This window comes from Pseudomonas sp. GQ91, from assembly GCF_059758795.1.
Genome location: NZ_JCAXED010000012.1, coordinates 88,123 through 111,514, shown reverse-complemented (window position 1 = coordinate 111,514; position 23,392 = coordinate 88,123). Strand labels below are relative to the sequence as shown.

General features: G+C 59.2%; 26 protein-coding genes and 1 tRNA gene. 19 read left to right on the top strand and 8 right to left on the bottom strand.

Annotated elements, in window-relative coordinates:
- Nucleotides 1-184 precede the first annotated feature (184 nt).
- Complete coding sequence (gene hemH, locus AC6CIA_RS18805; protein ID WP_498314123.1) at nucleotides 185-1,210, bottom strand: ferrochelatase; 1,026 nt, start codon at nucleotides 1,208-1,210, stop codon at nucleotides 185-187.
- 14 nt (nucleotides 1,211-1,224) lie between these two features.
- Nucleotides 1,225-2,124 carry a TIGR01777 family oxidoreductase gene (locus tag AC6CIA_RS18800; RefSeq protein WP_498314121.1) on the bottom strand — a complete coding sequence of 300 codons (900 nt, stop codon included), beginning with the start codon at nucleotides 2,122-2,124 and terminating at the stop codon, nucleotides 1,225-1,227.
- Between the two features lie 211 nt (nucleotides 2,125-2,335).
- Here AC6CIA_RS18800 and AC6CIA_RS18795 point away from each other — a divergent pair, with 211 nt between their 5' ends.
- From AC6CIA_RS18795 to AC6CIA_RS18765, 7 genes are all read left to right on the top strand, one after another.
- A complete protein-coding gene (locus tag AC6CIA_RS18795; RefSeq protein ID WP_498314119.1) occupies nucleotides 2,336-3,322 on the top strand; it encodes an NAD(P)/FAD-dependent oxidoreductase in 987 nt (328 codons plus the stop codon).
- Entirely contained in the window at nucleotides 3,319-3,534 is a 216-nt protein-coding gene (locus AC6CIA_RS18790; RefSeq protein WP_498314117.1) for a TIGR02450 family Trp-rich protein, read from the top strand. Before AC6CIA_RS18795 ends, AC6CIA_RS18790 begins: the two co-directional genes overlap by 4 nt.
- A 112-nt stretch (nucleotides 3,535-3,646) precedes the next feature.
- Nucleotides 3,647-4,618, top strand: coding sequence for a YbgA family protein (locus AC6CIA_RS18785; protein WP_498314115.1), 972 nt, complete (start codon nucleotides 3,647-3,649; stop codon nucleotides 4,616-4,618).
- A gap of 3 nt (nucleotides 4,619-4,621) precedes the next feature.
- Nucleotides 4,622-5,557 (top strand): MerR family transcriptional regulator, encoded by a 936-nt coding sequence (locus AC6CIA_RS18780; RefSeq protein WP_498314113.1) that lies wholly within the window; start codon nucleotides 4,622-4,624, stop codon nucleotides 5,555-5,557.
- Entirely contained in the window at nucleotides 5,558-7,003 is a 1,446-nt protein-coding gene (phrB, locus tag AC6CIA_RS18775; RefSeq protein WP_498314111.1) for a deoxyribodipyrimidine photo-lyase, read from the top strand.
- Between the two features lie 42 nt (nucleotides 7,004-7,045).
- Nucleotides 7,046-7,828: an SDR family NAD(P)-dependent oxidoreductase gene (locus tag AC6CIA_RS18770; RefSeq protein WP_498314109.1), complete on the top strand. Its 783-nt coding sequence runs from the start codon at nucleotides 7,046-7,048 to the stop codon at nucleotides 7,826-7,828.
- Between the two features lie 116 nt (nucleotides 7,829-7,944).
- Complete coding sequence (locus AC6CIA_RS18765) at nucleotides 7,945-8,250, top strand: YkgJ family cysteine cluster protein (RefSeq protein ID WP_498314107.1); 306 nt, start codon at nucleotides 7,945-7,947, stop codon at nucleotides 8,248-8,250.
- Between the two features lie 70 nt (nucleotides 8,251-8,320).
- On the opposite strand, the gene AC6CIA_RS18760 is transcribed toward AC6CIA_RS18765, so the two are convergent.
- The 6 genes from AC6CIA_RS18760 to hemA all read right to left on the bottom strand — a co-directional run bounded on the left by AC6CIA_RS18760 (nucleotide 8,321) and on the right by hemA (nucleotide 13,682).
- Nucleotides 8,321-8,839 (bottom strand): acyloxyacyl hydrolase, encoded by a 519-nt coding sequence (locus AC6CIA_RS18760; RefSeq protein ID WP_339532564.1) that lies wholly within the window; start codon nucleotides 8,837-8,839, stop codon nucleotides 8,321-8,323.
- Between the two features lie 107 nt (nucleotides 8,840-8,946).
- Entirely contained in the window at nucleotides 8,947-9,741 is a 795-nt protein-coding gene (gene murI / locus AC6CIA_RS18755) for a glutamate racemase (protein ID WP_498314105.1), read from the bottom strand.
- Entirely contained in the window at nucleotides 9,734-10,489 is a 756-nt protein-coding gene (locus tag AC6CIA_RS18750; RefSeq protein ID WP_498314103.1) for a molybdopterin-synthase adenylyltransferase MoeB, read from the bottom strand. The genes murI and AC6CIA_RS18750 overlap by 8 nt, the downstream gene beginning before the upstream one ends.
- The gene (gene prmC, locus AC6CIA_RS18745) at nucleotides 10,483-11,313 is read right to left on the bottom strand and encodes a peptide chain release factor N(5)-glutamine methyltransferase (protein ID WP_498314101.1); all 831 of its coding nucleotides are present in this window, start codon (nucleotides 11,311-11,313) and stop codon (nucleotides 10,483-10,485) included. The genes AC6CIA_RS18750 and prmC overlap by 7 nt, the downstream gene beginning before the upstream one ends.
- On the bottom strand, nucleotides 11,314-12,396 hold the full coding sequence (gene prfA, locus AC6CIA_RS18740) for a peptide chain release factor 1 (protein WP_339532568.1): 1,083 nt from the start codon (nucleotides 12,394-12,396) through the stop codon (nucleotides 11,314-11,316).
- A complete protein-coding gene (gene hemA, locus AC6CIA_RS18735; protein WP_498314099.1) occupies nucleotides 12,393-13,682 on the bottom strand; it encodes a glutamyl-tRNA reductase in 1,290 nt (429 codons plus the stop codon). Before hemA ends, prfA begins: the two co-directional genes overlap by 4 nt.
- 273 nt (nucleotides 13,683-13,955) lie before the next feature.
- Here hemA and AC6CIA_RS18730 point away from each other — a divergent pair, with 273 nt between their 5' ends.
- The 12 genes from AC6CIA_RS18730 to sctI all read left to right on the top strand — a co-directional run bounded on the left by AC6CIA_RS18730 (nucleotide 13,956) and on the right by sctI (nucleotide 23,390).
- On the top strand, nucleotides 13,956-15,680 hold the full coding sequence (locus AC6CIA_RS18730; RefSeq protein ID WP_498314097.1) for a tetratricopeptide repeat protein: 1,725 nt from the start codon (nucleotides 13,956-13,958) through the stop codon (nucleotides 15,678-15,680).
- Nucleotides 15,681-15,684: 4 nt separating this feature from the next.
- A complete protein-coding gene (gene lolB / locus AC6CIA_RS18725; protein WP_084379324.1) occupies nucleotides 15,685-16,302 on the top strand; it encodes a lipoprotein insertase outer membrane protein LolB in 618 nt (205 codons plus the stop codon).
- Between the two features lies 1 nt (nucleotide 16,303).
- Nucleotides 16,304-17,152 (top strand): 4-(cytidine 5'-diphospho)-2-C-methyl-D-erythritol kinase, encoded by an 849-nt coding sequence (gene ispE / locus AC6CIA_RS18720; RefSeq protein ID WP_498314094.1) that lies wholly within the window; start codon nucleotides 16,304-16,306, stop codon nucleotides 17,150-17,152.
- A 38-nt stretch (nucleotides 17,153-17,190) separates the two neighbouring features.
- Nucleotides 17,191-17,265, top strand: a tRNA-Gln gene (locus AC6CIA_RS18715).
- Nucleotides 17,266-17,311: 46 nt separating this feature from the next.
- The gene (locus AC6CIA_RS18710; protein WP_003171603.1) at nucleotides 17,312-18,253 is read left to right on the top strand and encodes a ribose-phosphate pyrophosphokinase; all 942 of its coding nucleotides are present in this window, start codon (nucleotides 17,312-17,314) and stop codon (nucleotides 18,251-18,253) included.
- A gap of 138 nt (nucleotides 18,254-18,391) precedes the next feature.
- Complete coding sequence (locus tag AC6CIA_RS18705) at nucleotides 18,392-19,000, top strand: 50S ribosomal protein L25/general stress protein Ctc (protein ID WP_498314093.1); 609 nt, start codon at nucleotides 18,392-18,394, stop codon at nucleotides 18,998-19,000.
- A gap of 168 nt (nucleotides 19,001-19,168) precedes the next feature.
- Complete coding sequence (gene pth, locus AC6CIA_RS18700; RefSeq protein WP_339532573.1) at nucleotides 19,169-19,753, top strand: aminoacyl-tRNA hydrolase; 585 nt, start codon at nucleotides 19,169-19,171, stop codon at nucleotides 19,751-19,753.
- A 22-nt stretch (nucleotides 19,754-19,775) separates the two neighbouring features.
- Nucleotides 19,776-20,876 (top strand): redox-regulated ATPase YchF, encoded by a 1,101-nt coding sequence (gene ychF, locus AC6CIA_RS18695; protein WP_339532574.1) that lies wholly within the window; start codon nucleotides 19,776-19,778, stop codon nucleotides 20,874-20,876.
- A gap of 384 nt (nucleotides 20,877-21,260) precedes the next feature.
- Nucleotides 21,261-22,181 (top strand): sigma 54-interacting transcriptional regulator, encoded by a 921-nt coding sequence (locus AC6CIA_RS18690; protein ID WP_498314090.1) that lies wholly within the window; start codon nucleotides 21,261-21,263, stop codon nucleotides 22,179-22,181.
- Between the two features lie 100 nt (nucleotides 22,182-22,281).
- Nucleotides 22,282-22,602: a hypothetical protein gene (locus AC6CIA_RS18685; protein ID WP_498314089.1), complete on the top strand. Its 321-nt coding sequence runs from the start codon at nucleotides 22,282-22,284 to the stop codon at nucleotides 22,600-22,602.
- 126 nt (nucleotides 22,603-22,728) lie between these two features.
- Nucleotides 22,729-22,920: a hypothetical protein gene (locus AC6CIA_RS18680; protein WP_084379317.1), complete on the top strand. Its 192-nt coding sequence runs from the start codon at nucleotides 22,729-22,731 to the stop codon at nucleotides 22,918-22,920.
- Between the two features lie 125 nt (nucleotides 22,921-23,045).
- Nucleotides 23,046-23,390: a type III secretion system inner rod subunit SctI gene (gene sctI / locus AC6CIA_RS18675; RefSeq protein ID WP_498314088.1), complete on the top strand. Its 345-nt coding sequence runs from the start codon at nucleotides 23,046-23,048 to the stop codon at nucleotides 23,388-23,390.
- Nucleotides 23,391-23,392: the final 2 nt, after the last annotated feature.

Sequence of the window (23,392 nt, the reverse complement as noted above, 5' to 3'; positions counted from 1 at the left end):
GGCTGCGCAGCAGCCCCAACACCAGGTGCCGCGAACAGCCTGATATACCGCGTCAGCCCTGAATGGGGCTGCTGCGCAGCCCAACGGGGGACAAGCCCCCTCGCCACAGGACAAGCCCCCTCGCCACAGGACAAGCCCCCTCGCCACAGGACAAGCCCGCTCGCCACGGTTATCGAGTGGGCGCTTACAACGCCACCGGCGCTCTTTCGCAGAGAGTGTTAAGCGCCGCCGCCCACTGCGGAGCGTCATTGAGGCAGGGCACCAACACCAACTCCTCGCCCCCGGCTTCGCGGAACTGCTCCAGCCCGCGATCGCCGATCTCCTCCAGTGTCTCGATGCAATCGGCGACAAACGCCGGGCACATCACCAGCAACTTCTTCACCCCTTGCTCGGCCAACGCTGCGAGACGGGCCTCGGTGTAAGGTTCGATCCACTTCGCCCGTCCCAGACGCGACTGGAAAGCCACCGACCATTTGCCGTCCGGCAGGCCCATGCGCTCGGCGAAATTACGCGCAACGCTGAAGCACTGCGCGCGATAGCAGGTGGCGAGCACCTCGGCAGAGGCGTTCTTGCAGCAATCGGCATCCTTGAAACAGTGCTCGCCAGTCGGGTCGAGCTTTTTCAGATGACGCTCAGGCAGGCCGTGGAAACTCAGCAACAAGTGATCGAATTCCTGCGCCACATACGGTTTGGCGCTCGCCACCAACGCGTCGAGGTATTCCGGCTCATCGTAAAACGGCTGCAGGATCGAGAACTGCAGGTTGAGCTTTTTGTCTCGCACCACACGCTTGGCTTCTTCGATGACGGTGGTGACGGTACTATCGGCAAACTGCGGATACAGCGGCGCCAGGGTGACTTTCTGAATCCCCTGGGCTGCCAAGCGGCTCAGCACGCTTTCAAGCGACGGTTCGCCGTAACGCATGGCCAGTTCGACCGGACCGTGGGTCCACTGAGCCGTCATCTGCTGTTGCAGGCGGCGGCTCAGCACCACCAGCGGCGAGCCTTCGTCCCACCAGATCGAGGCGTAGGCATGGGCCGACTGCTCGGGGCGCTTGATCAGAATCAGCGACACCAGCAGCCGCCGCACCGGCCACGGCAGGTCGATCACATAAGGGTCCATCAAGAACTGATTGAGGTAGCTGCGCACGTCGGCCACCGAAGTGGACGCCGGTGACCCCAGGTTGACCAGTAATAACGCGTGATCCGTCATGCAACATCCTATCTCTAGAGGCGGCTGGACAAGTCGCCCAGGGCCGCGTGCAACTCAGTGAACTGAAAAGTGAAACCGGCGGCCAGCAACCGTTCGGGAACGGCCTTCTGACCGCCCAGCAACAAGCCGGACAATTCGCCCAGTCCCAGGCGCAAGGCAAAGGCCGGCATGGGCATGAACGCCGGGCGGTGCAGCACCTGGCCCAGGGTCTTGGCAAATTCGCGATTACGTACCGGATGAGGCGCGCAGGCATTATAAGGACCGCTGGCGTCAGACTTGTGCAGAAGAAAATCAATCAGGGCGATTTGATCCTTGATATGCACCCACGGCATCCACTGCCGACCGTTGCCGATAGGCCCACCCAGCGCCAGTTTGAACGGCAGCAACAGGCGCGACAAAAAGCCGCCCTCGGCGGCCAGCACCAGGCCGGTGCGTATCAGCACCACGCGTATGCCCAGCGCTTCGGCACGCTGGGCCGTTTCTTCCCAGGCAATGCATAACTGGCTGGGAAAATCGTCCAGCACCGGGCCGCTGTCTTCGGTCAATTCACGTTCACCGCCATCGCCATACCAGCCGACTGCGGAACCGGAAATCAACAGCGCCGGTTTCTGCTCAAGGCTTTCAAGCCAGGCCAGCAAGGTTTCCGTCAGGCTGATCCGACTGCTCCACAGCAATGCCTTGCGTTTATGCGTCCAGGGCCGGTCGGCAATCGGCGCACCGGCGAGGTTGACCACCACATCCACCGGGGCCGGCACCTCCTCCAACCGAGCCACGCCCTGCACCTGGGCACCGCAGAGCTTGGCCACCTGTTCGGGGCGTCGGCTCCAGACGGTCAGCCGATGACCCTGGGTGAGCCAGTACTGGCACAACTGGCGGCCGATCAACCCTGTACCGCCGGTCAGCAAAATATGCATGAGTTCATCCTCGTGTAACGTTCGCCGGCCATCACTGGTCTATTTTACTAACAGGGTTCTTTTTCAATCTGGCGCAACGTTGGTTTAACCCTCAGGTTTAACCATAGGACATGCCAAACGTTCAGGTACACCAAAACTTATACCAAAAAACAATATTGTACAGCTATTGGTGTCGGCGTAGTCTGTACCCAAAGGTAAAACGAGGCCTCCCATGACTGTCCCCATCGCGATCATCGGTACCGGCATTGCCGGACTCTCGGCCGCTCGAGCGCTTAAAGACGCCGGGCACGTTATCCAGCTTTTCGATAAAAGCCGCGGCAGCGGCGGACGCATGTCCAGCAAGCGTAGCGCTGCCGGCGCGCTGGACCTGGGCGCCCAGTACTTCACCGCCCGCGACCGGCGCTTCGTCCAGGAAGTGCAGCGTTGGCAGCTCAATGGCTGGGCTGAACAGTGGAAACCGCAGTTGTACAACTTCCAGTCCGGGCAGTTGAGCCCGTCTCCCGATGAGCAGACCCGTTGGGTCGGCACACCGCGCATGAGCGCCATCACCCGCGCCCTGCTGGATGATTTGCCCGTGGCGTTCAGTTGCCGCATCACCGAGGTATTCCAGGGCAAACAGCACTGGAACCTGCTGGACGCCGACGGCGGCAACCACGGCCCCTTCAGCCACGTGATCATCGCCACGCCAGCGCATCAAGCCACCACACTGCTGGCGGCCGCGCCCAAACTGGCAAGCGTCGCGGCCGGGGTAAAAATGGATCCGACCTGGGCCATTGCCCTGGCCTTCGACACACCTCTGAACACCCCCATGGAAGGCTGCTTCGTGCAAGACAGCCCACTCGACTGGCTGGCCCGCAACCGCAGCAAACCGGGACGCGACACCACCCTCGATACCTGGGTGCTGCACGCCACCAGCGCCTGGAGCAAGGAGCATCTGGACCTGCCCAAGGAAGCGGTGATTGAGTTGTTGCACGGCGCCTTCGCCGAGTTGCTGCATTGCCCGATGCCCGCGCCGTCCTTCAGCCTCGCCCACCGCTGGCTCTATGCCCGGCCGGCCGGTAGCCATGAATGGGGGGTGCTGGCGGATGCCGATCTGGGTATCTACGTATGTGGCGACTGGTGCCTGTCAGGACGGGTTGAAGGCGCCTGGCTGAGTGGCCAGGAGGCGGCTCGACGATTGATGGAACATCTGCAATGAACCGCATCAGTCCGGCCAAATTGCTGCTGTCAAAATGGACCGCCGCCCAGCCTCGGCACAAGGAAAAGCACTTCCTGGTGAGCAAATTGTTTCGTGATGAGCAAGGCTCGGTAGTGGAGATCGAACTGCAAGCCGTGCTGACCCGACGCGAAGAACGCCTGCCCTGGCAAACCTTGCGGAACGCTGACGCCTGGATAATGGGCTGGAAATAATCACGTCGCCTAAACTTGTACAAAATATTTGACTTGTACAATATCAAACCTATGATGATCCTTAGTTGTACAGATAACGCACTCTGTATAGGAATCTCCCAGAGGTTTGCTCATGCACGACACAGCGTCCACCAGCGGAAAACCCAAGATCGCCATCAGCGCCTGCCTGCTGGGCGAGAACGTGCGCTTCAACGGTGGACACAAGCAATCCCCTTTGTGCAGCCAGACCCTCAGCGACTACTTCGATTTTGTGCCGCTGTGCCCGGAGGTCGCCATCGGCCTGGGCATCCCCCGCGAAGCCATCCGCCTCGTCGGCGATCCGCAACAACCGCAAGCCGTTGGAAGCGTGCACCGCGAATTGAACGTGACGCAGCCGCTGCACGATTACGCTCGGCAAATGGCCGCTGAACACACTGATCTGTGTGGTTATATCTTCATGCAAAAATCGCCGTCGTGCGGCTTGGAACGGGTCAAGGTCTACCGCGACAACGGCACGCCGGCCGAAGGCGGTGGGCGCGGTATCTACGCCCAGGCGTTCTGTGCCCGCCACCCCAACTTGCCCGTGGAAGAAGACGGTCGCCTGCACGACCCGGTGCTGCGGGAAAACTTCCTGACCCGGGTCTTCGTCTACGCCGACTGGCAACAGTTACTGGCCGAAGGCCTGACCCGCCATGGCTTGCTCAGCTTCCACGCGCGCTACAAATACCAACTGATGGCCCACAGCCCGGCCCACTACAAAAGCCTCGGCAACATGCTCGGCAACATGGGCCAGGCTGAGGATCTGGATAACCTCGCGGCACGCTATTTCAGCGAGTTGATGACAGGGCTGAAAAAGTGCGCCACCCGTGGCACCCACTCCAATGTGTTGCAACACATCAGCGGTTATCTCAAACACGTCATCAGTGCCGAAGACAAGCAGGAAATGCAAACCCTCATCGGCCAATACCGCCACGGCATCGTGCCGTTGGTGGTGCCGCTGACCTTGCTCAAGCATCACTTTCGCCAGCATCCGGACCGCTACATCGCGCAGCAGGCCTACCTGCAACCGCACCCGGAAAATCTCAGCCTGCGTAATGCGATTTAGCCCATGAAGATGTCCGTGCAAGATCCCGCCGAATCGTCGCACGACATGGCCGAGGCACTGCGACAGGGCTGGCTGCCGATTCGCGAAGTGGCGCGCCAGACCGGTGTCAACGCCGTGACTCTGCGCGCCTGGGAGCGACGCTACGGACTGATCGTGCCGCAACGCACGCCCAAGGGGCATCGGCTGTTTGGTGCCGAGCATGTGCAGCGCATCCAGGCCATTCTTACCTGGCTCAATCGAGGCGTGCCGGTCAGCCAGGTCAAACAATTGATCGACAACGCGCAGACCGCCAATGACAGCCTCGAAACCGAATGGCACGGTTTGCGACAAACCCTGTTGCAGGCGATCAGCCAACTGGCCGAGCGTCGGGTCGACGACACCTTCAATCAAGCCATGGCGCTGTACCCGCCACGCACACTGTGTGAACACCTGCTGCTGCCGTTGCTCAAGGACCTCGAACAGCGCTGGCAAGGGCAATTCGGCGCGCAGATGGAACGGGTGTTTTTCTATTCCTGGCTGCGCAGCAAGTTTGGCGCGCGGATGTATCACAACAATCGCCAGCTCAATGGCGCGCCGCTGCTGCTGATCAATCACTCCGACCTGCCGCTTGAGCCCCATCTGTGGTTGAGCGCCTGGCTGGCGAGCAGCGCCAATTGCCCCGTGGAGGTCTTCGACTGGCCGCTGCCGACAGGCGAATTGGCGCTGGCGGTCGGACACCTGCAACCGCGCGCAGTGCTGCTACATTCCAGCACGTCGATCAATTGGGGGGCACTGCCGAAGCTGTTGAGCGGCGTTAACTGCCCCATCGGGATCGCCGGACCAACGGTGCGCATCCACCAAACCGAACTGTCCGGATTGACCGATGAGATTCCCGAATTGTTTCTGGCCGAAGACCCGTTATCGGCCCATCAGATATTGATCCAGCGTGGACTTCTCTAAATGCACTTGATCTGGCTGCGCAGCGATCTGCGCCTGCATGACAACACCGCCCTCGCCGCCGCCTGCGAGCGCGGCCCGACGGTGGCCGTATACCTGATCAGCGCGGATCAATGGCTGGCCCATGACGATGCGCCGTGCAAGGTGGACTTCTGGCTGCGAAATCTGCAGTGCCTGAGCAAGGCATTGGATAAATTGAATATTCCCCTGCTGGTCCGGCATGCCGCCACCTGGAACCTGGCGCCCCAGGTGCTGCGTGAGCTGTGCCGAGAGCTGCGCATAGAGGCGGTCCACGTCAACGATGAGTATGGAATCCATGAAACCCGACGTGACGCGCAGGTTGCCCGGGCCCTGGACGCTGACGGGGTGACTTTCCACCGTTATCTGGATCAGTTGCTGTTCCAACCCGGCAGCGTATTGACCAGGACCGACAGCTACTTCCAGGTGTACAGCCAGTTCCGCAAAGTCTGTTACGAACGCCTGCACACAGCCCTGCCGCGTCTGGTGGCGACACCCAAGGCCCAGGCGCCGCTGTCGATCGGCAGCGATCCGATCCCACAACAGGTGAGCGGGTTTGCCGCTCCCGGCGAGAGCTTGCGTGCCCTGTGGCCTGCCGGCGAAGAAGAAGCGCGGCGGCGCCTCGAGCAGTTCTGCGACGGCCAGATCAACTATTACAAGGATGCGCGCGACTTTCCGGCCAAACCCGGTACCAGCCAGCTTTCCGCCTACCTGGCCGCAGGCGTGGTCTCACCGCGCCAGTGCCTGCATGCGGCCCTGCAAAGCAATCACGGCGAGTTCGAAAGCGGTGATGTCGGTGCGGTCACCTGGATCAATGAGCTGCTGTGGCGCGAGTTCTACAAGCATATTCTGGTGGGCTACCCGAGGGTGTCGCGGCACCGCGCCTTCCGCCCGGAAACCGAGGCCCTGGCCTGGCGCAATGCACCCGAGGACCTGGCCGCCTGGCAGCAGGCACGCACCGGTCTGCCGATCATCGACGCCGCCATGCGCCAACTGCTGGAAACCGGCTGGATGCACAATCGCCTGCGTATGGTGGTGGCAATGTTCCTGACCAAGAACCTGCTGATCGACTGGCGCGAAGGTGAGCGCTTCTTCATGCGCCACTTGATCGACGGTGACCTGGCAGCCAACAACGGTGGCTGGCAGTGGAGTGCATCCACCGGCACCGACTCGGCACCTTATTTCCGGATTTTCAGCCCGCTGAGCCAGTCGGAAAAATTCGACGGCGAAGGGCGTTTTATCAAGCAGTGGTTGCCGCAGCTGGCGGACCTGAACAAAAAACAAGTTCACACTCCCGATGCCGTCGGCGGCCTGTTTGGCGTGGCCGATTATCCACGGCCCATCGTCGATCTGAAAAAATCCCGCGAGCGCGCCCTGGCCGCGTTCCGCAGCCTGCCGTCGCGCCAGGCTGCGGGAGGTGCGGATGAGTAATTTCCCGCACCGCCTCGTTCGCTGCCTGAAAAGGAAAATCGTATGAGTCCGACCGTGCCTCGTCGTTACTGGTTGACCGGCGCCAGCAGTGGTATCGGCCTGGCCCTGGCCGACGTGCTGCTCGGCAGTGGCGCGCAGGTGGCACTCAGTGCTCGCTCCAGCAAGCCCCTGGAACAACTTGCCCGACACTATCCTGGGCAAGTGCTGGTGGTCGCCGGGGACCTGACCAAGAGCCAGGCTGTACGTGAAATCGGCGAGCGGATTGCGCAAACCTGGGGCAGCCTGGACACGGTGATTCTCAACGCGGGCACCTGCGAATACGTCGATGCCAGGCAACTGGATACCACGATCATCGAGCATGTGGTACGCACTAATCTGTTAGCCAGCAGCTATTGCATCGACACCGCGCGGCCACTTTTACGCAGTGGGCAGGCGCCTCATCTTGTGGGGATTGCCAGCGCCGTGACCTACCTGCCGATGCCCCGCATCGAAGCGTCTGGCACTTCCCGCGCCAGCCTGCGTTACTTGTTTGAATCCCTGCGTAGTGATCTGTCATCCGAAGGCATCGACGTCACCGTCGTCAGCCCGGGGTTTGTCGACACCGTGCTGACCGCGCGCAATGATTTTCCGATGCCGTTGAGCTGGTCGGCAGACAAGGCTGCCCGGCATATTTTCGCCGAGTTGGACAGCCGCCCACTGGACATCGCCTTCCCGGCGTTGTCCATCGCCACGCTCTGGCCGCTGTCGAAACCGCCGAGCCGAGCCCAACTGATCATCGGCAAGCGCATGTTGCGCAGCCCGCCGCCACACAAGGACGACCTGTGAAAAAGTCGCCATTGCCGACAGTGACATGACTCGGGCATGCAATGCTCAACGTCTTGTACTAACGCCCGTCAGGACTTTCATACGCTCAGCGCCGGCTTGCCTTACACTGCGCGCCTATGACCCGAATCCCACACACTCAAATTGCCGATCCTACTGTCACCTGCTCCACCTGCGCGGCGTGCTGCTGCCAGCTGGAAGTCATGCTGATCACCGACACGGGCGTGCCCGATCGCTTTATCGACACTGACGATTGGGGCGGCGAGGTCATGCTGCGCCTGGACGACGGCTGGTGCGCCGCACTGGACCGCGACACGATGATGTGCACGATCTATGAGAAGCGACCGTTGATTTGCCGGGAGTTCGAAATGGGCGCGCCGGAGTGCATTGAGGAACGCCAAGGGCTTGCGACGATGTATCGCTGATGCAATAGCTGCGTTTTTATCGCGTAGCAGTTGCCGGGCCAAGGCAACTGCTACGGAGCGTCGTCAGGATTTACAGCGCCATGGTGTAGTGCAGCGAATAGCTTTCGACACCGTCGTTATGGCTGCTGATTCCAGCATTGGAGTAGTGCGTGGCGCGAATGCCCACTTCATGCCCGCCAGCAAACCGCAGGCCGAAACCCAGACGATCCTCGAACTGGAAAGCCTGGCCGATGTTGTTGTCTTCGATCTGGGTGCGGGAGAACAAGGCCACCCCGATCCCGGCTTCGATGTAGGGCTTTACCGACGCCCCGGCAAACTCATACACAAACACCGGCGAAAACGACAGGCTGCTCACGCTGGCACGCTCGTCACCGTCCCAGAAAGTATAAGCGCCGCTCCAGTAACCGGTCAGGCGCCCGACATCGCTCTGCCACCAGCTTTTATCCCAGTCCGACTGCACGCCCAGGCGATAGGTCATGGTCGAATCGCTGGTATGCCCTACACCGAATTCCAGGCCTGCGGCCTGGGCTGAAACCGAGTGCCCCACCACTACGGCTGCAATCGCAGCCAAACAGAACAAGCGCTTCATATGAAACATCCTTCCCAACGAGGTTATAGAGGTTTACCGCTCAAGAGCTATAGAAGCCGACGTTTACGCAGAAGTTCAGTCTAATAAACCGTTATTTCACGAATTTTTCACAGACCGAATTTTCGCACAATGCCGGCAGTTTTCCAGAGCTTGGGTAGGATATTTCGGAGATGCTGCAGATCGCCGCTGGTCCAGAATTGTGTAGCGTGGGGATTGCCTTCAGCCAGCAGGTCGCCTTCAGCCAACAGGCGTTGTAACTGACGGGCCACCGCGGCGCCGGTGTCGATCAGGATGATCGAGGGGGGCAGCATCTGGGCCAGCAGCGGTTTGAGGAAAGGATAATGGGTGCATCCCAGGATAATCGTGTCGCACCCGGCGTCGAGCAGCGGTTCGACATACCTCTGTAGCAACTGACGCAGCGCCGGGCTGTCGAGGTCACCGGTCTCGATCAGCTCCACCAGACCCGGGCACGGCTGGGTAACCACCCGCACATCGCTGGCAAAGCGGTCCAGCAACGCGGCGAATTTGGCACTTTGCAAGGTGCCGGTGGTGGCCAGCACGCCAACCACGCCGCTGCGAGTCGCTGCCGCAGCAGGCTTGACCGCCGGTTCCATTCCCACCAACGGCCAATCGGGAAAATCCCGACGCAGCTCAGCCACCGCGGCAACCGTTGCGGTGTTGCAGGCGATCACAAAGGCCTTGGCGCCCTGCTCACGGAAAAATCCGGCGATCAGGTGCGACCGTTCACGAATGAATTCAGGGGTTTTCTCACCGTAAGGAATGTGCCCGCAATCCGCCACGTACAACAGTGACTCGTGGGGCAACAGACGCTGGATTTCGTCCAGTACCGAGAGACCGCCGACACCGGAGTCGAACACACCAATCGGTGCATCCTTAACCATGATGGCTGCCGCACACGCTGCAACCCGGATCGCGCTTGACTCGCAGCTCACGGAAACGCGTACTCAAGGCATCGATCAACAACAGGCGGCCTACCAGCGGCTCACCAAAACCGACCAACAGCTTCAAGGCTTCCAGGGCTTGCAGGCTGCCGACCAACCCCACCAGCGGGCCGACGACACCGGCTTCGCTGCAGGTCAGTTCAGTTTCACTGCCGTGCCCGTATAAACAGTGGTAGCACGGGCTTTCCGGGCGGCGCGGATCAAACACCGAGAGCTGCCCATCCAGGCGAATCGCCGCGCCGCTGACCAAGGGCTTGCCAGCGGCCACGCACGCCGCGTTCACCGCTTCGCGCGTGGAGAAGTTGTCCGAGCAATCGAGCACCACATCCACGCCGGCAACCGCGGCCGACAGCGAATCCGCGTCCAGTGCCGTACGATGCGCAACCAGGAGGATCTCGGGATTGATCGCGTTCAGGCGGCGGATCGCCGAGTCGACCTTGCTCAGGCCGACGCTGTCGGTATCGTGGATGATCTGGCGCTGCAAGTTGGTCAGGTCGACCGTGTCGAAATCCGCCAGGTGCAGTTCGCCGACACCGGCCGCCGCGAGGTACAAGGCGACCGGCGCGCCCAGGCCACCCAGGCCGACGATCAGCGCGCGACTGTTTTTCAGGCGCAACTGACCTTCAATGTCGACATGCTGCAACAGAATTTGTCGGCTATAGCGCAGCAGCTCCTGATCGGTCAGCACGGCCGATGCCCCAGGCTGATACGCTCATGCCCACCGAGGTCGACACGGCTGTGAACCGCCTCGAAACCTTGCGCCAGCAGCAGTTCGCGAACAGCCGCTGCCTGGTCATAACCGTGTTCCAGCAACAGCCAGCCGCCGCTCTCCAGATGCGCAGGCGCCTGGGCGATGATCAAACGCAGGTCGTCGAGACCGTCGTGGCCCGCGACCAAGGCGCTGGCCGGTTCGAAGCGCACATCGCCGGCCACCAGATGCGGGTCGGTGGCGGCGATATAGGGCGGGTTACTGATGATCAGGTGGTAAGTGTGATCCTTCATGGCGCTGAACCAATGGCTGCTCAACACCGTTGCGTTGTTCAGGTGCAGGCGCTGGCGATTGCGCTCGGCCAGGGCCACGGCCTCCAGCACACGATCCACCGCGGTCACCTTCCAGGCCGGACGCTCGCTGGCCAGGGCCAGGGCAATCGCGCCGCTGCCGGTGCCCAGGTCGAGGACCTTGGCGGATGTGGCGGGCAGCAATTGCAGTGCGGCTTCCACCAACATCTCGGTTTCCGGGCGGGGAATCAGCGTGTGGGGCGCGACTTCCAGGTCGAGCTTCCAGAAACCTTGCTGGCCGAGGATATAGGCCACCGGCTCACCCGTGCGGCGACGCTGCAGGTAATCGGCAAAGAGCAGCGCGTCTTCGCTGCTGACGATCTTTTCCGGCCAGGTGTGCAGATAGCTGCGGGACTTGCCCAGGGCCGCGGCCAGCAACAGCTCCGCATCCAGACGCGCGGTGGGCGAGTCTGGCAGTTCGGCGGCGCGTAGCAGGCTGGCAATAATGGTCATTTATTCACCTATCGCGGCCAGTTGATCGGCCTGGTACTCGGCCAGCAACGGCTCGATCACCGCGTCCACGCCGCCGGCGAGGATTTCGTCCAGGGAATACAGGGTCAAGTTGACCCGGTGGTCGGTGACCCGACCTTGAGCAAAGTTGTAAGTACGAATGCGTTCGGAGCGGTCGCCCGACCCCACCAGCAATTTCCGCTCGCTGGCAATCGCGTTGGCGGCGGCGCTGGTCTGCTGGTCATTGAGCTTGGCCGACAGCCAGGACATGGCCCGCGCACGGTTCTTGTGCTGGGAGCGCTCTTCCTGGCATTCCACCACAATCCCGGATGGCAAGTGCGTGATGCGGATCGCCGAGTCGGTCTTGTTGACGTGCTGCCCACCAGCTCCCGATGAACGGTAAGTGTCGACGCGCAAGTCCGCCGGATTGATCTCGATGGCTTCCTGTTCGTCCGGCTCGGGCAACACGGCCACGGTGCAGGCCGAGGTGTGGATGCGGCCCTGGGATTCAGTCGCCGGGACCCGCTGTACGCGGTGAGCACCCGACTCGAACTTCAGCTTGCCGTAGACGTTCTCCCCCTCCACGCGGGCGATGACTTCTTTATAACCGCCATGTTCGCCTTCGTTTTCTGAGAGAATTTCCACGCGCCAGCCGCGTCGCTCGGCATAGCGCGAGTACATGCGAAACAGGTCGCCGGAAAAAATCGCCGCCTCGTCACCGCCGGTACCGGCACGAATTTCCAGGAACACGTTACGCCCATCGTTAGGGTCCTTGGGCAACAGCATGCGTTGCAGGTCGCCTTCCAGTTCGGCGAGCTTGTCCTTGGCTTCGCGGACTTCTTCGACAGCCATTTCGCGCATGTCCGGGTCGCTGTCCTTGAGTAGCGCCTGAGCGCCCTCGAGGTCGGCCTGAACCTTCAGCAACTGTTTATAAGTGGCCACAATGGGTTCAACTTCCGCGTATTCCTTCGAATAGGTGCGAAACTTGTGTTGATCGGAAATGACTTCGCCATCGCCGAGCAAGGCGGTCAATTCTTCGAAGCGATCCTGGAGAACGTCCAGTTTATTGAGCAGTGACGCTTTCATTGCGGTTTTTTATCCGAAGAGCTATCCGACGCGCCCTCACCGAGGGCAAAGAGTTCCTGGGCCATGGCCAGCGCATCGAGGCGGCCTTCGGCAGTCAGTTTTTTAAGCTGTACGCTGGGTGCATGCAGTAACTTGTTGGTGAGGCCACGGGCCAATTGCATCAGGACCTCTTCCGCGCTGCTGCCATTGGCGAGCATACGCTGGGCCTTGCTCAATTCCTCGTCCCGCAGGCGCTCGCCTTGCTGGCGGTAGGCCTTGAGCACATCCACGGCGGCCAGTTCACGCAGGCGCACCATGAAATCATCGGCGCCCACCGCGACCATTTCCTCGGCGGCCTGGGCAGCGCCCTGGCGGCTCTTGAGGTTTTCAGCGACCACTTCGTGCAAGTCGTCGACGCTATAGAGGTAAACATCGTCCAACTCGCCGACTTCCGGCTCGATATCCCGGGGAACGGCGATATCCACCATGAAAATCGGCTTGTGCTTGCGCAGCTTCAAGGCACTTTCCACCGCGCCTTTGCCCAGGATCGGCAGTTGGCTGGCAGTGGAACTGATGACGATATCGCTGCGCACCAGTTCGGCCGGAATGTCCGCGAGCAGCACCGCATGGGCGCCAAACTCTTCGGCGAGGATGCTGGCGCGCTCCAGGGTACGGTTGGCCACCACGATACGCTTGACCCCGAGGTCATGCAGGTGCCGGGCGACCAGTGTGATGGTCTCGCCCGCGCCGATCAGCAGCGCCTGGCTGCGTTGCAGGTCGCTGAAGATCTGCTTGGCCAGGCTCACCGCGGCAAACGCCACCGACACCGGGTTTTCACCGATAGCGGTGTCGGTCCGGACCTGCTTGGCCGAATTGAACGTAGCCTGGAACAAGCGTCCCAACAGCGGCCCGACGGTCCCGGCTTCACGGGCCACGGCGTAGGCCGACTTCATCTGGCCGAGGATCTGCGGTTCGCCCAATACCAGCGAATCGAGGCCGGCGGCCACGCGCATCATGTGACGAACGGCCGCATCGTCTTCATGCACATAGGCGCTGGCGCGCAGGTCATCGAGGCTCAAATGGTGGTAATCGGCCAGCCAGCGCAGCACGACATCCGCTGAAAGATGCTCCTGCTCTATATAGAGCTCGCTGCGATTGCAGGTGGAAAGGATCGCAGCTTCGCGGCTGTCGGTGAGCCGACAGAGCTGCTGCAAGGCCTCAACCAATTGCTCCGGAGTAAACGCCACGCGCTCGCGGACGTCTACAGAAGCAGTCTTGTGGTTGATACCTAGAGCAAGGAAGGCCATTCAATATCGCTGATGATGTCGGGAAGCCGACAATTGTCCTACTTCGAAAGAGCCAGAACAACCACCCTTGTCTATTGTCCCAATACCTTGTGCCTATGCAGGAGCGAGCTTGCTCGCGAAAAACCCCAATACAATGGGCTGATCCAGAATCGGGCCAGGCGCCCCTCGCGCCTGCACGAGAAGGCAATATACGTATTACGGCGCCCCCGGTTATGTTTGGCCGAGGGCTTGTGTCATGATGATCCGACCGCAGGTTAGTCGTCCTCTTCCTATATGAATAGATCTTCCGCGTTGCTCCTCGCTTTTGTCTTCCTCAGCGGCTGCCAGACCATGGCCCCGGTGCCGCCGGAGAGTTCCCCGCCGGCGGAAGACAGCATTCCCGTCCCTGAAAAGCCCAAGGTTTACTCCTCGTTCAGTGAAGAAACGGTGTTCAGCCTGCTGAGCGCAGAGCTGGCTGGTCAGCGCAACCGTTTTGACATTGCCCTGGACAACTATGTCACCCAGGCCATCAATACCCAGGATCCAGGCATCTCCGAGCGAGCGTTCCGTATCGCCGAGTACCTGGGGGCCGATCAGGCCGCACTGGATACGTCGATGATCTGGGCGAAAAATGCCCCGGACGACCTTGAAGCGCAGCGCGCCGCCGCGATCCAGCTGGCGCGGGCCGGACGCTACGACGACTCCATGTTCTATATGGAGAAAGTGCTCCAGGGCAAAGGTGACACGCATTTCGACTTCCTCGCGCTGTCGGCCGCCGACACCGACCAGGACACACGCGATGGCTTGATGAAAAGTTTTGACCGCCTGCTGCAAAAGCACCCGAGCAATAGCCAGCTGGTGTTTGGCAAGGCGCTGTTGCTGCAACAGGATGACGAAGCCGAGGCGGCGCTGAAGCTGTTGGAGCAAAATCCGCCGGAAGCCGGTGAAGTGGCTCCCCTGCTGCTGCGGGCGCGCCTGCTGCAAAGCCTCAATCGCGGCAAGGAGGCCTTGCCACTGCTGCAAAAAAGCATCAAGCAATACCCGGACGACAAGCGTTTGCGCCTGACCTACGCGCGCATGCTGGTAGAGCAAGACCGCATGGAGGACGCCAAAGTGGAGTTCGCCAGCCTGGTCCAGCAATACCCGGACGACGACGAATTGCGCTATTCCCTGGCGCTGGTCTGCCTCGAAGCCAAGGCCTGGCAAGAGGCCAAGAGCTACCTGGAAGAGCTGATCGCGCGGGAAAGCCATGTCGACTCGGCGCACCTGAACCTGGGGCGTATCGCCGAGGAGCTGGATGACCCGCAAGGTGCGCTGATCGAGTACGCCAAGGTCGGCCCCGGCAACGACTATCTGCCGGCCCAGTTGCGCCAAGCCGACATCCTGATGAGCAACGGTCGCACCGACGAAGCGGAAAAGCGCCTGGCAACGGCGCGCGAGGAACAGCCCGACTACGCCATCCAGCTTTACCTGATCCAGGCCGAGACCTTGTCGGCTAACAACCAGGGAGACCGTGCCTGGAAAATCCTCGCGCAGGCTCTGCTGCAATACCCCGACGACCTGAATTTGCTGTACACCCGCGCCATGCTGGCCGAGAAACGCAATGACCTGGCACAGATGGAGAAAGACCTGCGCCTGATCATCAAGCGCGATCCGGACAACGCCATGGCACTGAACGCCCTGGGCTACACCCTGTCTGACCGCACAACGCGTTATGCCGAAGCCAAAGTCCTGATCGAACAGGCACACCGCATCAACCCGGAAGATCCGGCGGTGCTCGACAGCCTGGGCTGGGTGAATTACCGCCTGGGCAATCTGGTGGAAGCCGAACGCCTGCTGCGCCAGGCGCTGGAGCGCTTCCCCGATCAGGAGATCGCCGCTCACCTGGGCGAAGTACTCTGGGCTCAGGGCAAGCAACGCGAAGCCAGACAAATCTGGGGCAAGTTCCTCAAGGAACAACCCGAAAGCCCTATCCTGCGCAGCACCATCAAGCGCCTGACCGGATCCGAGACTCTTTAATTCTATGTTTTTGCGCCACGCCATCGTTTTCAGTTTTATCGCCCTGCTCGCCGGTTGCGCGGGCTTCGGGGCTCGCGAGTCCGTTGAAGGCCAGGGCAACCCGGCACAATGGCGCCAGCACAAGGCGCAACTGAGCAGCCTCGACGGCTGGCAGATCAACGGCAAGGTCGGCATTCGCGCCCCGAAGGATTCGGGCAGCGGCACCCTGTTCTGGCTACAACGCCAGGACTATTACGATATTCGCCTGTCCGGGCCGCTGGGTCGTGGTGCCGCGCGCCTGACCGGTCGCCCGGGGCAAGTCAGCCTTGAAGTGGCCAATCAGGGCCGTTATGAAGCACCGACGCCGGAAGCCTTGCTGGAAGAACAGATGGGCTGGAAATTGCCGGTCTCGCATCTGGTCTGGTGGGTGCGTGGCTTGCCCGCACCTGACAGCAAAAGCCGCCTGAGCCTTAACGGCGACAGCCGCCTGGCCACCCTGGAGCAGGATGGCTGGCAGGTCGAATACTTGAGCTATGCCGAACAGAACGGTTACTGGCTGCCCGAACGCATCAAGCTGCACGGCACCGATCTCGACGTCACGCTGGTGGTCAAGGACTGGCAACCGCGCAAGCTGGGGCAGTGACATGAGCGAACGCCTGAGCCTGCCCTCGCCGGCCAAACTCAATTTGATGCTGCATATTCTTGGTCGTCGTGAAGACGGTTATCACGAACTGCAGACACTCTTTCAATTTCTCGACTACGGCGACGAACTGACCTTTGCCGTGCGCGACGACGGCGTGATTCAACTGCACACGGAATTTGCAGGCGTGCCTCACGACAGCAACCTCATCGTGAAAGCGGCCAAAAAACTTCAGGAACAGTCCGGCTGCTCGCTGGGCATCGATATCTGGATCGACAAGATCCTGCCCATGGGCGGCGGCATCGGCGGTGGCAGTTCCAACGCCGCGACCACCCTGCTCGGCCTGAACCACTTGTGGCAATTAGGCTGGGACGAGGATCGCCTCGCCGCGTTGGGCCTGACGCTGGGTGCCGACGTCCCGGTTTTCGTGCGTGGGCACGCCGCTTTTGCCGAGGGCGTCGGGGAGAAACTCACCCCTGTAGAACCCGAAGAGCCGTGGTATGTCGTGCTTGTGCCGCAAGTATCTGTAAGTACAGCAGAAATTTTTTCAGATCGGTTGTTGACACGTAACTCTTCTCCCATTAAAGTGCGCCCCGTTCCCAAGGGAAACAGTCGAAATGACTGCTTACCGGTTGTAGCAAGGCGTTATCCAGAGGTACGTAACGCTTTGAATTTGTTAGGTAAATTTACCGAAGCAAAATTAACTGGTACTGGAAGTTGTGTGTTTGGGGGCTTCCCAAGCAAAGCTGAAGCTGATAAAGTCTCGGCCCTTCTTACAGAGACCCTTACAGGGTTTGTAGCAAAGGGAAGCAACGTTTCGATGTTGCATCGCAAGCTGCAAAGTCTGCTCTAAAAAGGAACCGAGTACTGGGTACTCGTTGCAACAGATACAGGGGCGTCGCCAAGCGGTAAGGCAGCAGGTTTTGATCCTGCCATGCGTTGGTTCGAATCCAGCCGCCCCTGCCATTTTCCTATACTCATCCAGGTTACCCTCAGCCTCTAGGTACTGCGCGTGTCCAAGATGATGGTCTTTACGGGGAACGCCAACCCCGATCTGGCTCGACGTGTCGTACGTCAGCTGCATATCCCTCTCGGTGACATCTCTGTCGGTAAATTTTCCGACGGCGAAATTACAGCCGAGATCAATGAGAATGTCCGCGGTAAAGACGTCTTCATTATTCAGCCGACCTGCGCTCCGACCAACGATAACCTGATGGAACTCGTCGTGATGGCTGATGCCTTCCGCCGCTCCTCAGCGACTCGAATCACAGCTGTAATCCCCTACTTTGGTTATGCCCGTCAGGATCGCCGTCCGCGTTCCGCACGTGTGGCTATCAGCGCGAAAGTCGTGGCTGACATGCTCACCGTGGTAGGCATCGACCGTGTGCTCACGGTTGACCTGCACGCTGACCAGATCCAGGGATTCTTCGATATTCCGGTAGATAACATCTATGGCTCCCCCGTTCTGGTGGATGACATCGAAGACCAGCGCTTTGAAAACCTGATGATCGTGTCCCCGGACATTGGTGGCGTCGTGCGTGCACGGGCCGTGGCCAAATCCCTGGGCGTTGATCTCGGGATCATCGACAAACGCCGCGAGAAAGCCAATCACTCTGAAGTGATGCATATCATCGGTGATGTCGAAGGGCGTACCTGTATTCTGGTTGATGACATGGTCGACACCGCCGGCACCCTGTGCCATGCGGCCAAAGCCTTGAAAGAGCACGGTGCGGCTAAAGTCTTCGCCTACTGCACACACCCTGTGCTGTCGGGCCGAGCGATCGAGAACATCGAAAACTCTGTACTGGACGAACTGGTGGTGACCAACACCATCCCGTTGTCCGCTGCTGCTCAAGCCTGTGCGCGTATCCGTCAACTGGATATCGCACCGGTAGTTGCCGAGGCGGTTCGCCGTATCAGCAATGAAGAATCGATCAGCGCGATGTTCCGTTAAGGGTCAAACCTTAGCGACATCAACCTGACGAAAAGCGCCCCGCCCCAGCATTCTGTTGGGGCGGGGCTTTTTTGCCCATATCGCCTTTAGCGCTGGTCGCAAACGCTGGGGCGAATCTGGTTATTTTGGAGATACAACATGAACGATTTTACTCTGAATGCTGAAGTGCGTTCCGACCTGGGGAAAGGTGCGAGCCGCCGCCTGCGTCGTCTCGCAAGCCTGGTTCCAGCTGTAGTCTACGGTGGCGACAAAGCCCCTGAGTCCATCAGCATGCTGGCTAAAGAAGTTGCCAAACTGCTCGAAAACGAAGCGGCTTACAGCCACATCATCGAGCTGAACGTTGGCGGCAAGAAGCAGAACGTCATCATCAAGGCCCTGCAACGTCACCCGTCCAAGGGTCACGTGCTGCACGCCGACTTCGTACGCGTTGTAGCCGGTCAGAAACTGACCGCTATCGTGCCTGTGCACTTTGTTGGTGAAGAAGCTCCGATCAAGAAAGGTGGCGTTGTTTCCCACACCACGACCGAGCTGGAAGTAAGCTGCCTGCCGAAAGATCTGCCTGAGTTCATCGAAGTCGACCTGTCGGCCGCTGAAATCGGCACCATCATTCACCTGTCCGACCTCAAGGCCCCTAAAGGCGTTGAGTTCGTTGCCCTGGCTCACGATGACGACAAGGCTGTTGCCAACGTCCACGCTCCACGTGTAGTCGCTGCAGATGAAGAAGCTGGCGAAACCGCTGCAGAGTAATTTCTCTCTGTAACGTCGGAGCTTGAGGAACATCGCGGACCGGAACGTAGCGAGAAAGCGGGCGATAACGCGAAGTTTATCTCTGGATAAGTTAGCTCCTTTCGTCCCCTTTCGCCGCACAACGGTTGCGGCGATGTTATCCACAACTCCAAAGGAAGGGCCCCTGTCGTGACTGCCATTAAACTGATCGTTGGCCTGGGAAATCCAGGCGCTGAATACGAACAGACCCGGCACAACGCGGGGGCCCTTTTTGTTGAGCGCATCGCCCACGCGCAAGGCGTCAGTCTTGTGGCCGATCGCAAATATTTTGGCCTGACCGGACGCTTCTCGCATCAGGGTCAGGATGTTCGTCTGCTGATTCCCACCACCTACATGAACCGCAGCGGCCAGGCTGTCGCGGCACTTGCGGGGTTCTTCCGGATCAAACCCGAAGAAATCCTGGTGGCCCATGACGAACTGGACCTGCCACCCGGCGTTGCCAAGCTCAAACAAGGCGGCGGCCATGGCGGTCATAATGGTCTGCGTGACATCATCGCGCAGTTGGGCAATCAGAATACCTTTTACCGTCTGCGGCTCGGCATTGGCCACCCAGGCGTTGCCAGTATGGTTTCAAATTTCGTCCTGGGTCGTGCGCCACGCGCCGAACAGGAAAAACTCGATGCCAGCATCGATTTTGCCCTCGGCGTGCTGCCGGATATCTTCGCCGGTGAATGGAACCGCGCGATGAAAAACCTGCACAGCCAGAAGGCCTGACTTTTATCCGAGGGGAAACACCATGGGATTCAATTGCGGCATCGTCGGCCTGCCCAACGTCGGCAAGTCCACCCTGTTCAACGCCCTGACCAAATCCGGTATTGCGGCGGAGAACTTCCCCTTCTGCACCATCGAACCCAACAGCGGCATCGTGCCCATGCCCGATCCGCGCCTGGACGCACTGGCGGCCATCGTCAACCCCAAGCGCGTCCTGCCGACCACCATGGAATTCGTCGACATTGCAGGCCTGGTGGCCGGCGCGTCGAAAGGCGAAGGCCTGGGCAACAAGTTTCTGGCCAACATTCGCGAAACCGATGCCATCGCGCACGTGGTCCGCTGCTTCGAAGACGAGAACGTGATTCACGTTTCCAACAGCGTTGACCCGAAACGCGACATCGAGATTATCGACCTGGAACTGATCTTCGCCGACCTCGACAGCTGCGAAAAACAGCTGCAGAAAGTCGCGCGCAACGCCAAGGGCGGTGACAAGGACGCAGTGGTCCAGAAGGGCCTGCTGGAGCAATTGATCGCTCACTTCACCGAAGGCAAGCCGGCACGCAGTTTGATGAAGAGCATGAGTACCGATGAAAAAGCGGTGATTCGTGGCTTCCACCTGCTGACCACCAAGCCGGTGATGTACATCGCCAACGTCGCCGAAGACGGCTTTGAGAACAACCCGCTGCTGGATGTGGTGAAGGCCATTGCCGAAGAAGAAGGCGCCATGGTCGTGCCTGTCTGCAACAAGATCGAAGCGGAAATTGCCGAGCTGGATGACGGCGAAGAAAAAGACATGTTCCTCGAAGCCCTCGGTCTTGAAGAGCCTGGCCTGAACCGTGTGATCCGCGCCGGCTACGAGATGCTCAACCTGCAGACCTACTTCACCGCAGGTGTCGAAGAAGTTCGCGCATGGACTGTCCGCGTGGGCGCTACCGCCCCTCAAGGCGCCGGCGTGATCCACACCGACTTCGAGAAAGGTTTTATCCGTGCCGAAGTCATCGCCTACAACGATTTCATTCAGTACAAGGGTGAAGCGGGAGCCAAGGAAGCCGGCAAGTGGCGCCTGGAAGGCAAGGAATACATCATTAAAGATGGCGATGTGATGCACTTCCGCTTTAACGTGTAAGTCTTGCTGAAGAGACTTATCCCGAAAAAAACCGATGCCTGGCATCGGTTTTTTTATGCCCGCTAAAAACTGCAACAGCCACAAACAACGATAAAAACACTGCATGAAACACATGAATAATCTTAAGACAAATCCCACACCAGGGATGTCGACAACTGACATCTAAACCCCGGAATAGTTTTTACCCTGAACTTAATGAGCGGCATTGAACCTGCGCCTACATCCCTCAAAGGTAAAACCCCATAACTTTAACTGTAACTAAACAGGCTTTGCTTGAAAGCCATCAGGAACTTGCAGGTCAGCAGCGAATGTTTTCAACTGCCGCTTTTCTCCGCCCATTAAAAACCCAGAAATCACAGGCATCCCCCTGTTGGAGCACGGACAATGCCGGTATCCCTGGCCAACGATGAAAGCCCAGCGCATACACGCGAACACGCAGACCTGGAAACAACCATCCAGAGCATGGCAGCACGCAATATTGATGTTTTGCTATTGGGAGAAACCGGGACCGGCAAGGACACCTTGGCAGAGCGAATTCATCGTTTATCTGGCCGCCGAGGCAGTTTTGTCGCAATAAACTGTGCCGCCATTCCAGAGAGTCTTGCCGAGAGCCAACTATTTGGTGTCACCAATGGTGCATTCACCGGCGCGGTTCAATCGCGGGCAGGCTTTATTGAGGCGGCCCATCTGGGCACCTTGTATCTGGATGAAATCGATAGCATGCCGTTGCCCCTGCAAGCCAAATTGTTGCGTGCACTGGAGTCACGCGGTGTAGAACGCCTGGGGTCAACCAAGTTCATTGCCGTTGACATGCGCGTCATCGCCTCGGCCCAAAACTCGCTTCAGGAAATGGTCGAGCGGGGGCGATTCAGGCAAGACCTGTATTTTCGACTGAATGTCGTCAGCATCAATCTTCCGCCTTTACGCGAGCGACGCGAGCAAATAATCCCGTTATTTCTGAAGCTGATCAACCACGAAGCGAAGCAATTCAAGTGTACGGCTCCCGTGCCTGGTCACTCTTTGCTTCAAGAAGTACTTTGTTACTCTTGGCCGGGTAATGTTCGGGAACTGCGTTCGGCAGCCAAACGTTTCATACTCGGGCTGCCGGCCATTTCATCAAGTTGCGAAAAGCCCAGAAAAATAACAATGACGCTAAAAGAGCGTTTGGGTCATATAGAAAAAACCCTGATCCTGGACTCGTTACGCCGTCACTCAATGAGCGTAGAAGCAGCGGCCCTTGAGCTTTGCGTCCCACGCCGAACGCTCTATCACCGGATGAAACAATTAGAAATACCACTGGCATGATACAGCGGAACCCTTGACTGGCCTCTTCCCACTCACAGAAGCATGAATCAACCGAACAATGATTCTGACAGATATCCACTGTTTTATTGGAGAGAGATATATGGCGTTTGTTATCGAGCCTATCATCAACTTATTCAAAAAACCTGATATGACCCAGGTTAACAAAAACACTCAGGAAAACGCAGAACTTGTCAGGGAAATGAAGCAATCGCTTGAAGAGACCAACAGAGCGATCAAGCAGTCTATCGCGTCGATTTCAGAATCAATAAAACCTTTCGCCCTCACTCAGCCGGGCTTGCCTGGTTACTCCCCCGAGATCAGGGGAAACACCGTCAGTGCGCCCACAACAACGTCACTGCAAAGCCCGGCCTCTTGGCCACTGGCGACGACATCGCGGCCGCCTTTCCCACCGATTGGCTAATCCAAACTGAATGAAAGCAGACTCCTAAACCCAGACCGATAAAGCGAGGTGCGCTCTCAACAAAAACTCTGCGTTCACGTGACAGTTTTTTCCTTTCCTATAACCGTAATAAGCAAGGAGTTTCAAATGGGTCCATTAGCAATGCTTGGACAAGCAGGCAGCATGGCGGCAGGTGATGCAGCCGCGGGTATGGCAGCGGCCGAAGATGCACGCAGAAAGCTGGCAGACGTGCAAAACGGGATCGCCAAAAGCCAGCGTGAGGAGACCAACCAATTGATCAGCGGCCTTCTGGCGACTGCGGGCGGCGTTCGCTATTAATCGAAAGGCTCTTCCCTTTTGCAAGGCAGAAGGGAAGAGCTACTTCGCACCTGGCAACTGCATGTCTCAACGCCTGTGTGTTCTCTAATCCACAGATGCCGCCCAGCGACTAACGGAACATGAAGATGCAAATAGACACCGATAGAACTTACGCTCGCGTCCGCCCATACGAAACGCCTGCCAACGCCCCGGCGACCTCCGATATCAATTGGTTCAGTGCGACTATCGCGTCGCCACCATCCCATGAGGCAAAGCCTACGCTTTCGTCGCTCGCCCAGTCCTCGAATCTTTTGAATTCGTTGTCGAGCAAGGCGGGTAATGATTTGAAGCGGCTCAGTAAAAGCTCCGATCCCATGGATATTGTCGCAACGACCCGATCGCTGTCGTCGCTCAGCACTGAAGTGACCTTGGCAGCCAAGATTGTCAACAAAAGCGTACAGGCCGTAGAAAAGCTCACCAACCTGTCATAGGT

Coding starts and splice junctions, on each gene's coding strand:
- AC6CIA_RS18780 (WP_498314113.1), top strand. CDS start 4,622: ATGAAGATGTCCGTGCAAGATCCCGCCGAATCGTCGCACGACATGGCC.
- AC6CIA_RS18800 (WP_498314121.1), bottom strand. CDS start 2,124: ATGCATATTTTGCTGACCGGCGGTACAGGGTTGATCGGCCGCCAGTTG.
- phrB (WP_498314111.1), top strand. CDS start 5,558: ATGCACTTGATCTGGCTGCGCAGCGATCTGCGCCTGCATGACAACACC.
- AC6CIA_RS18680 (WP_084379317.1), top strand. CDS start 22,729: ATGGGTCCATTAGCAATGCTTGGACAAGCAGGCAGCATGGCGGCAGGT.
- AC6CIA_RS18690 (WP_498314090.1), top strand. CDS start 21,261: ATGCCGGTATCCCTGGCCAACGATGAAAGCCCAGCGCATACACGCGAA.
- ychF (WP_339532574.1), top strand. CDS start 19,776: ATGGGATTCAATTGCGGCATCGTCGGCCTGCCCAACGTCGGCAAGTCC.
- AC6CIA_RS18795 (WP_498314119.1), top strand. CDS start 2,336: ATGACTGTCCCCATCGCGATCATCGGTACCGGCATTGCCGGACTCTCG.
- prfA (WP_339532568.1), bottom strand. CDS start 12,396: ATGAAAGCGTCACTGCTCAATAAACTGGACGTTCTCCAGGATCGCTTC.
- hemA (WP_498314099.1), bottom strand. CDS start 13,682: ATGGCCTTCCTTGCTCTAGGTATCAACCACAAGACTGCTTCTGTAGAC.
- AC6CIA_RS18730 (WP_498314097.1), top strand. CDS start 13,956: ATGAATAGATCTTCCGCGTTGCTCCTCGCTTTTGTCTTCCTCAGCGGC.
- ispE (WP_498314094.1), top strand. CDS start 16,304: ATGAGCGAACGCCTGAGCCTGCCCTCGCCGGCCAAACTCAATTTGATG.
- sctI (WP_498314088.1), top strand. CDS start 23,046: ATGCAAATAGACACCGATAGAACTTACGCTCGCGTCCGCCCATACGAA.
- AC6CIA_RS18705 (WP_498314093.1), top strand. CDS start 18,392: ATGAACGATTTTACTCTGAATGCTGAAGTGCGTTCCGACCTGGGGAAA.
- AC6CIA_RS18770 (WP_498314109.1), top strand. CDS start 7,046: ATGAGTCCGACCGTGCCTCGTCGTTACTGGTTGACCGGCGCCAGCAGT.
- AC6CIA_RS18765 (WP_498314107.1), top strand. CDS start 7,945: ATGACCCGAATCCCACACACTCAAATTGCCGATCCTACTGTCACCTGC.
- murI (WP_498314105.1), bottom strand. CDS start 9,741: ATGGTTAAGGATGCACCGATTGGTGTGTTCGACTCCGGTGTCGGCGGT.
- AC6CIA_RS18760 (WP_339532564.1), bottom strand. CDS start 8,839: ATGAAGCGCTTGTTCTGTTTGGCTGCGATTGCAGCCGTAGTGGTGGGG.
- AC6CIA_RS18790 (WP_498314117.1), top strand. CDS start 3,319: ATGAACCGCATCAGTCCGGCCAAATTGCTGCTGTCAAAATGGACCGCC.
- prmC (WP_498314101.1), bottom strand. CDS start 11,313: ATGACCATTATTGCCAGCCTGCTACGCGCCGCCGAACTGCCAGACTCG.
- lolB (WP_084379324.1), top strand. CDS start 15,685: ATGTTTTTGCGCCACGCCATCGTTTTCAGTTTTATCGCCCTGCTCGCC.
- hemH (WP_498314123.1), bottom strand. CDS start 1,210: ATGACGGATCACGCGTTATTACTGGTCAACCTGGGGTCACCGGCGTCC.
- AC6CIA_RS18685 (WP_498314089.1), top strand. CDS start 22,282: ATGGCGTTTGTTATCGAGCCTATCATCAACTTATTCAAAAAACCTGAT.
- AC6CIA_RS18785 (WP_498314115.1), top strand. CDS start 3,647: ATGCACGACACAGCGTCCACCAGCGGAAAACCCAAGATCGCCATCAGC.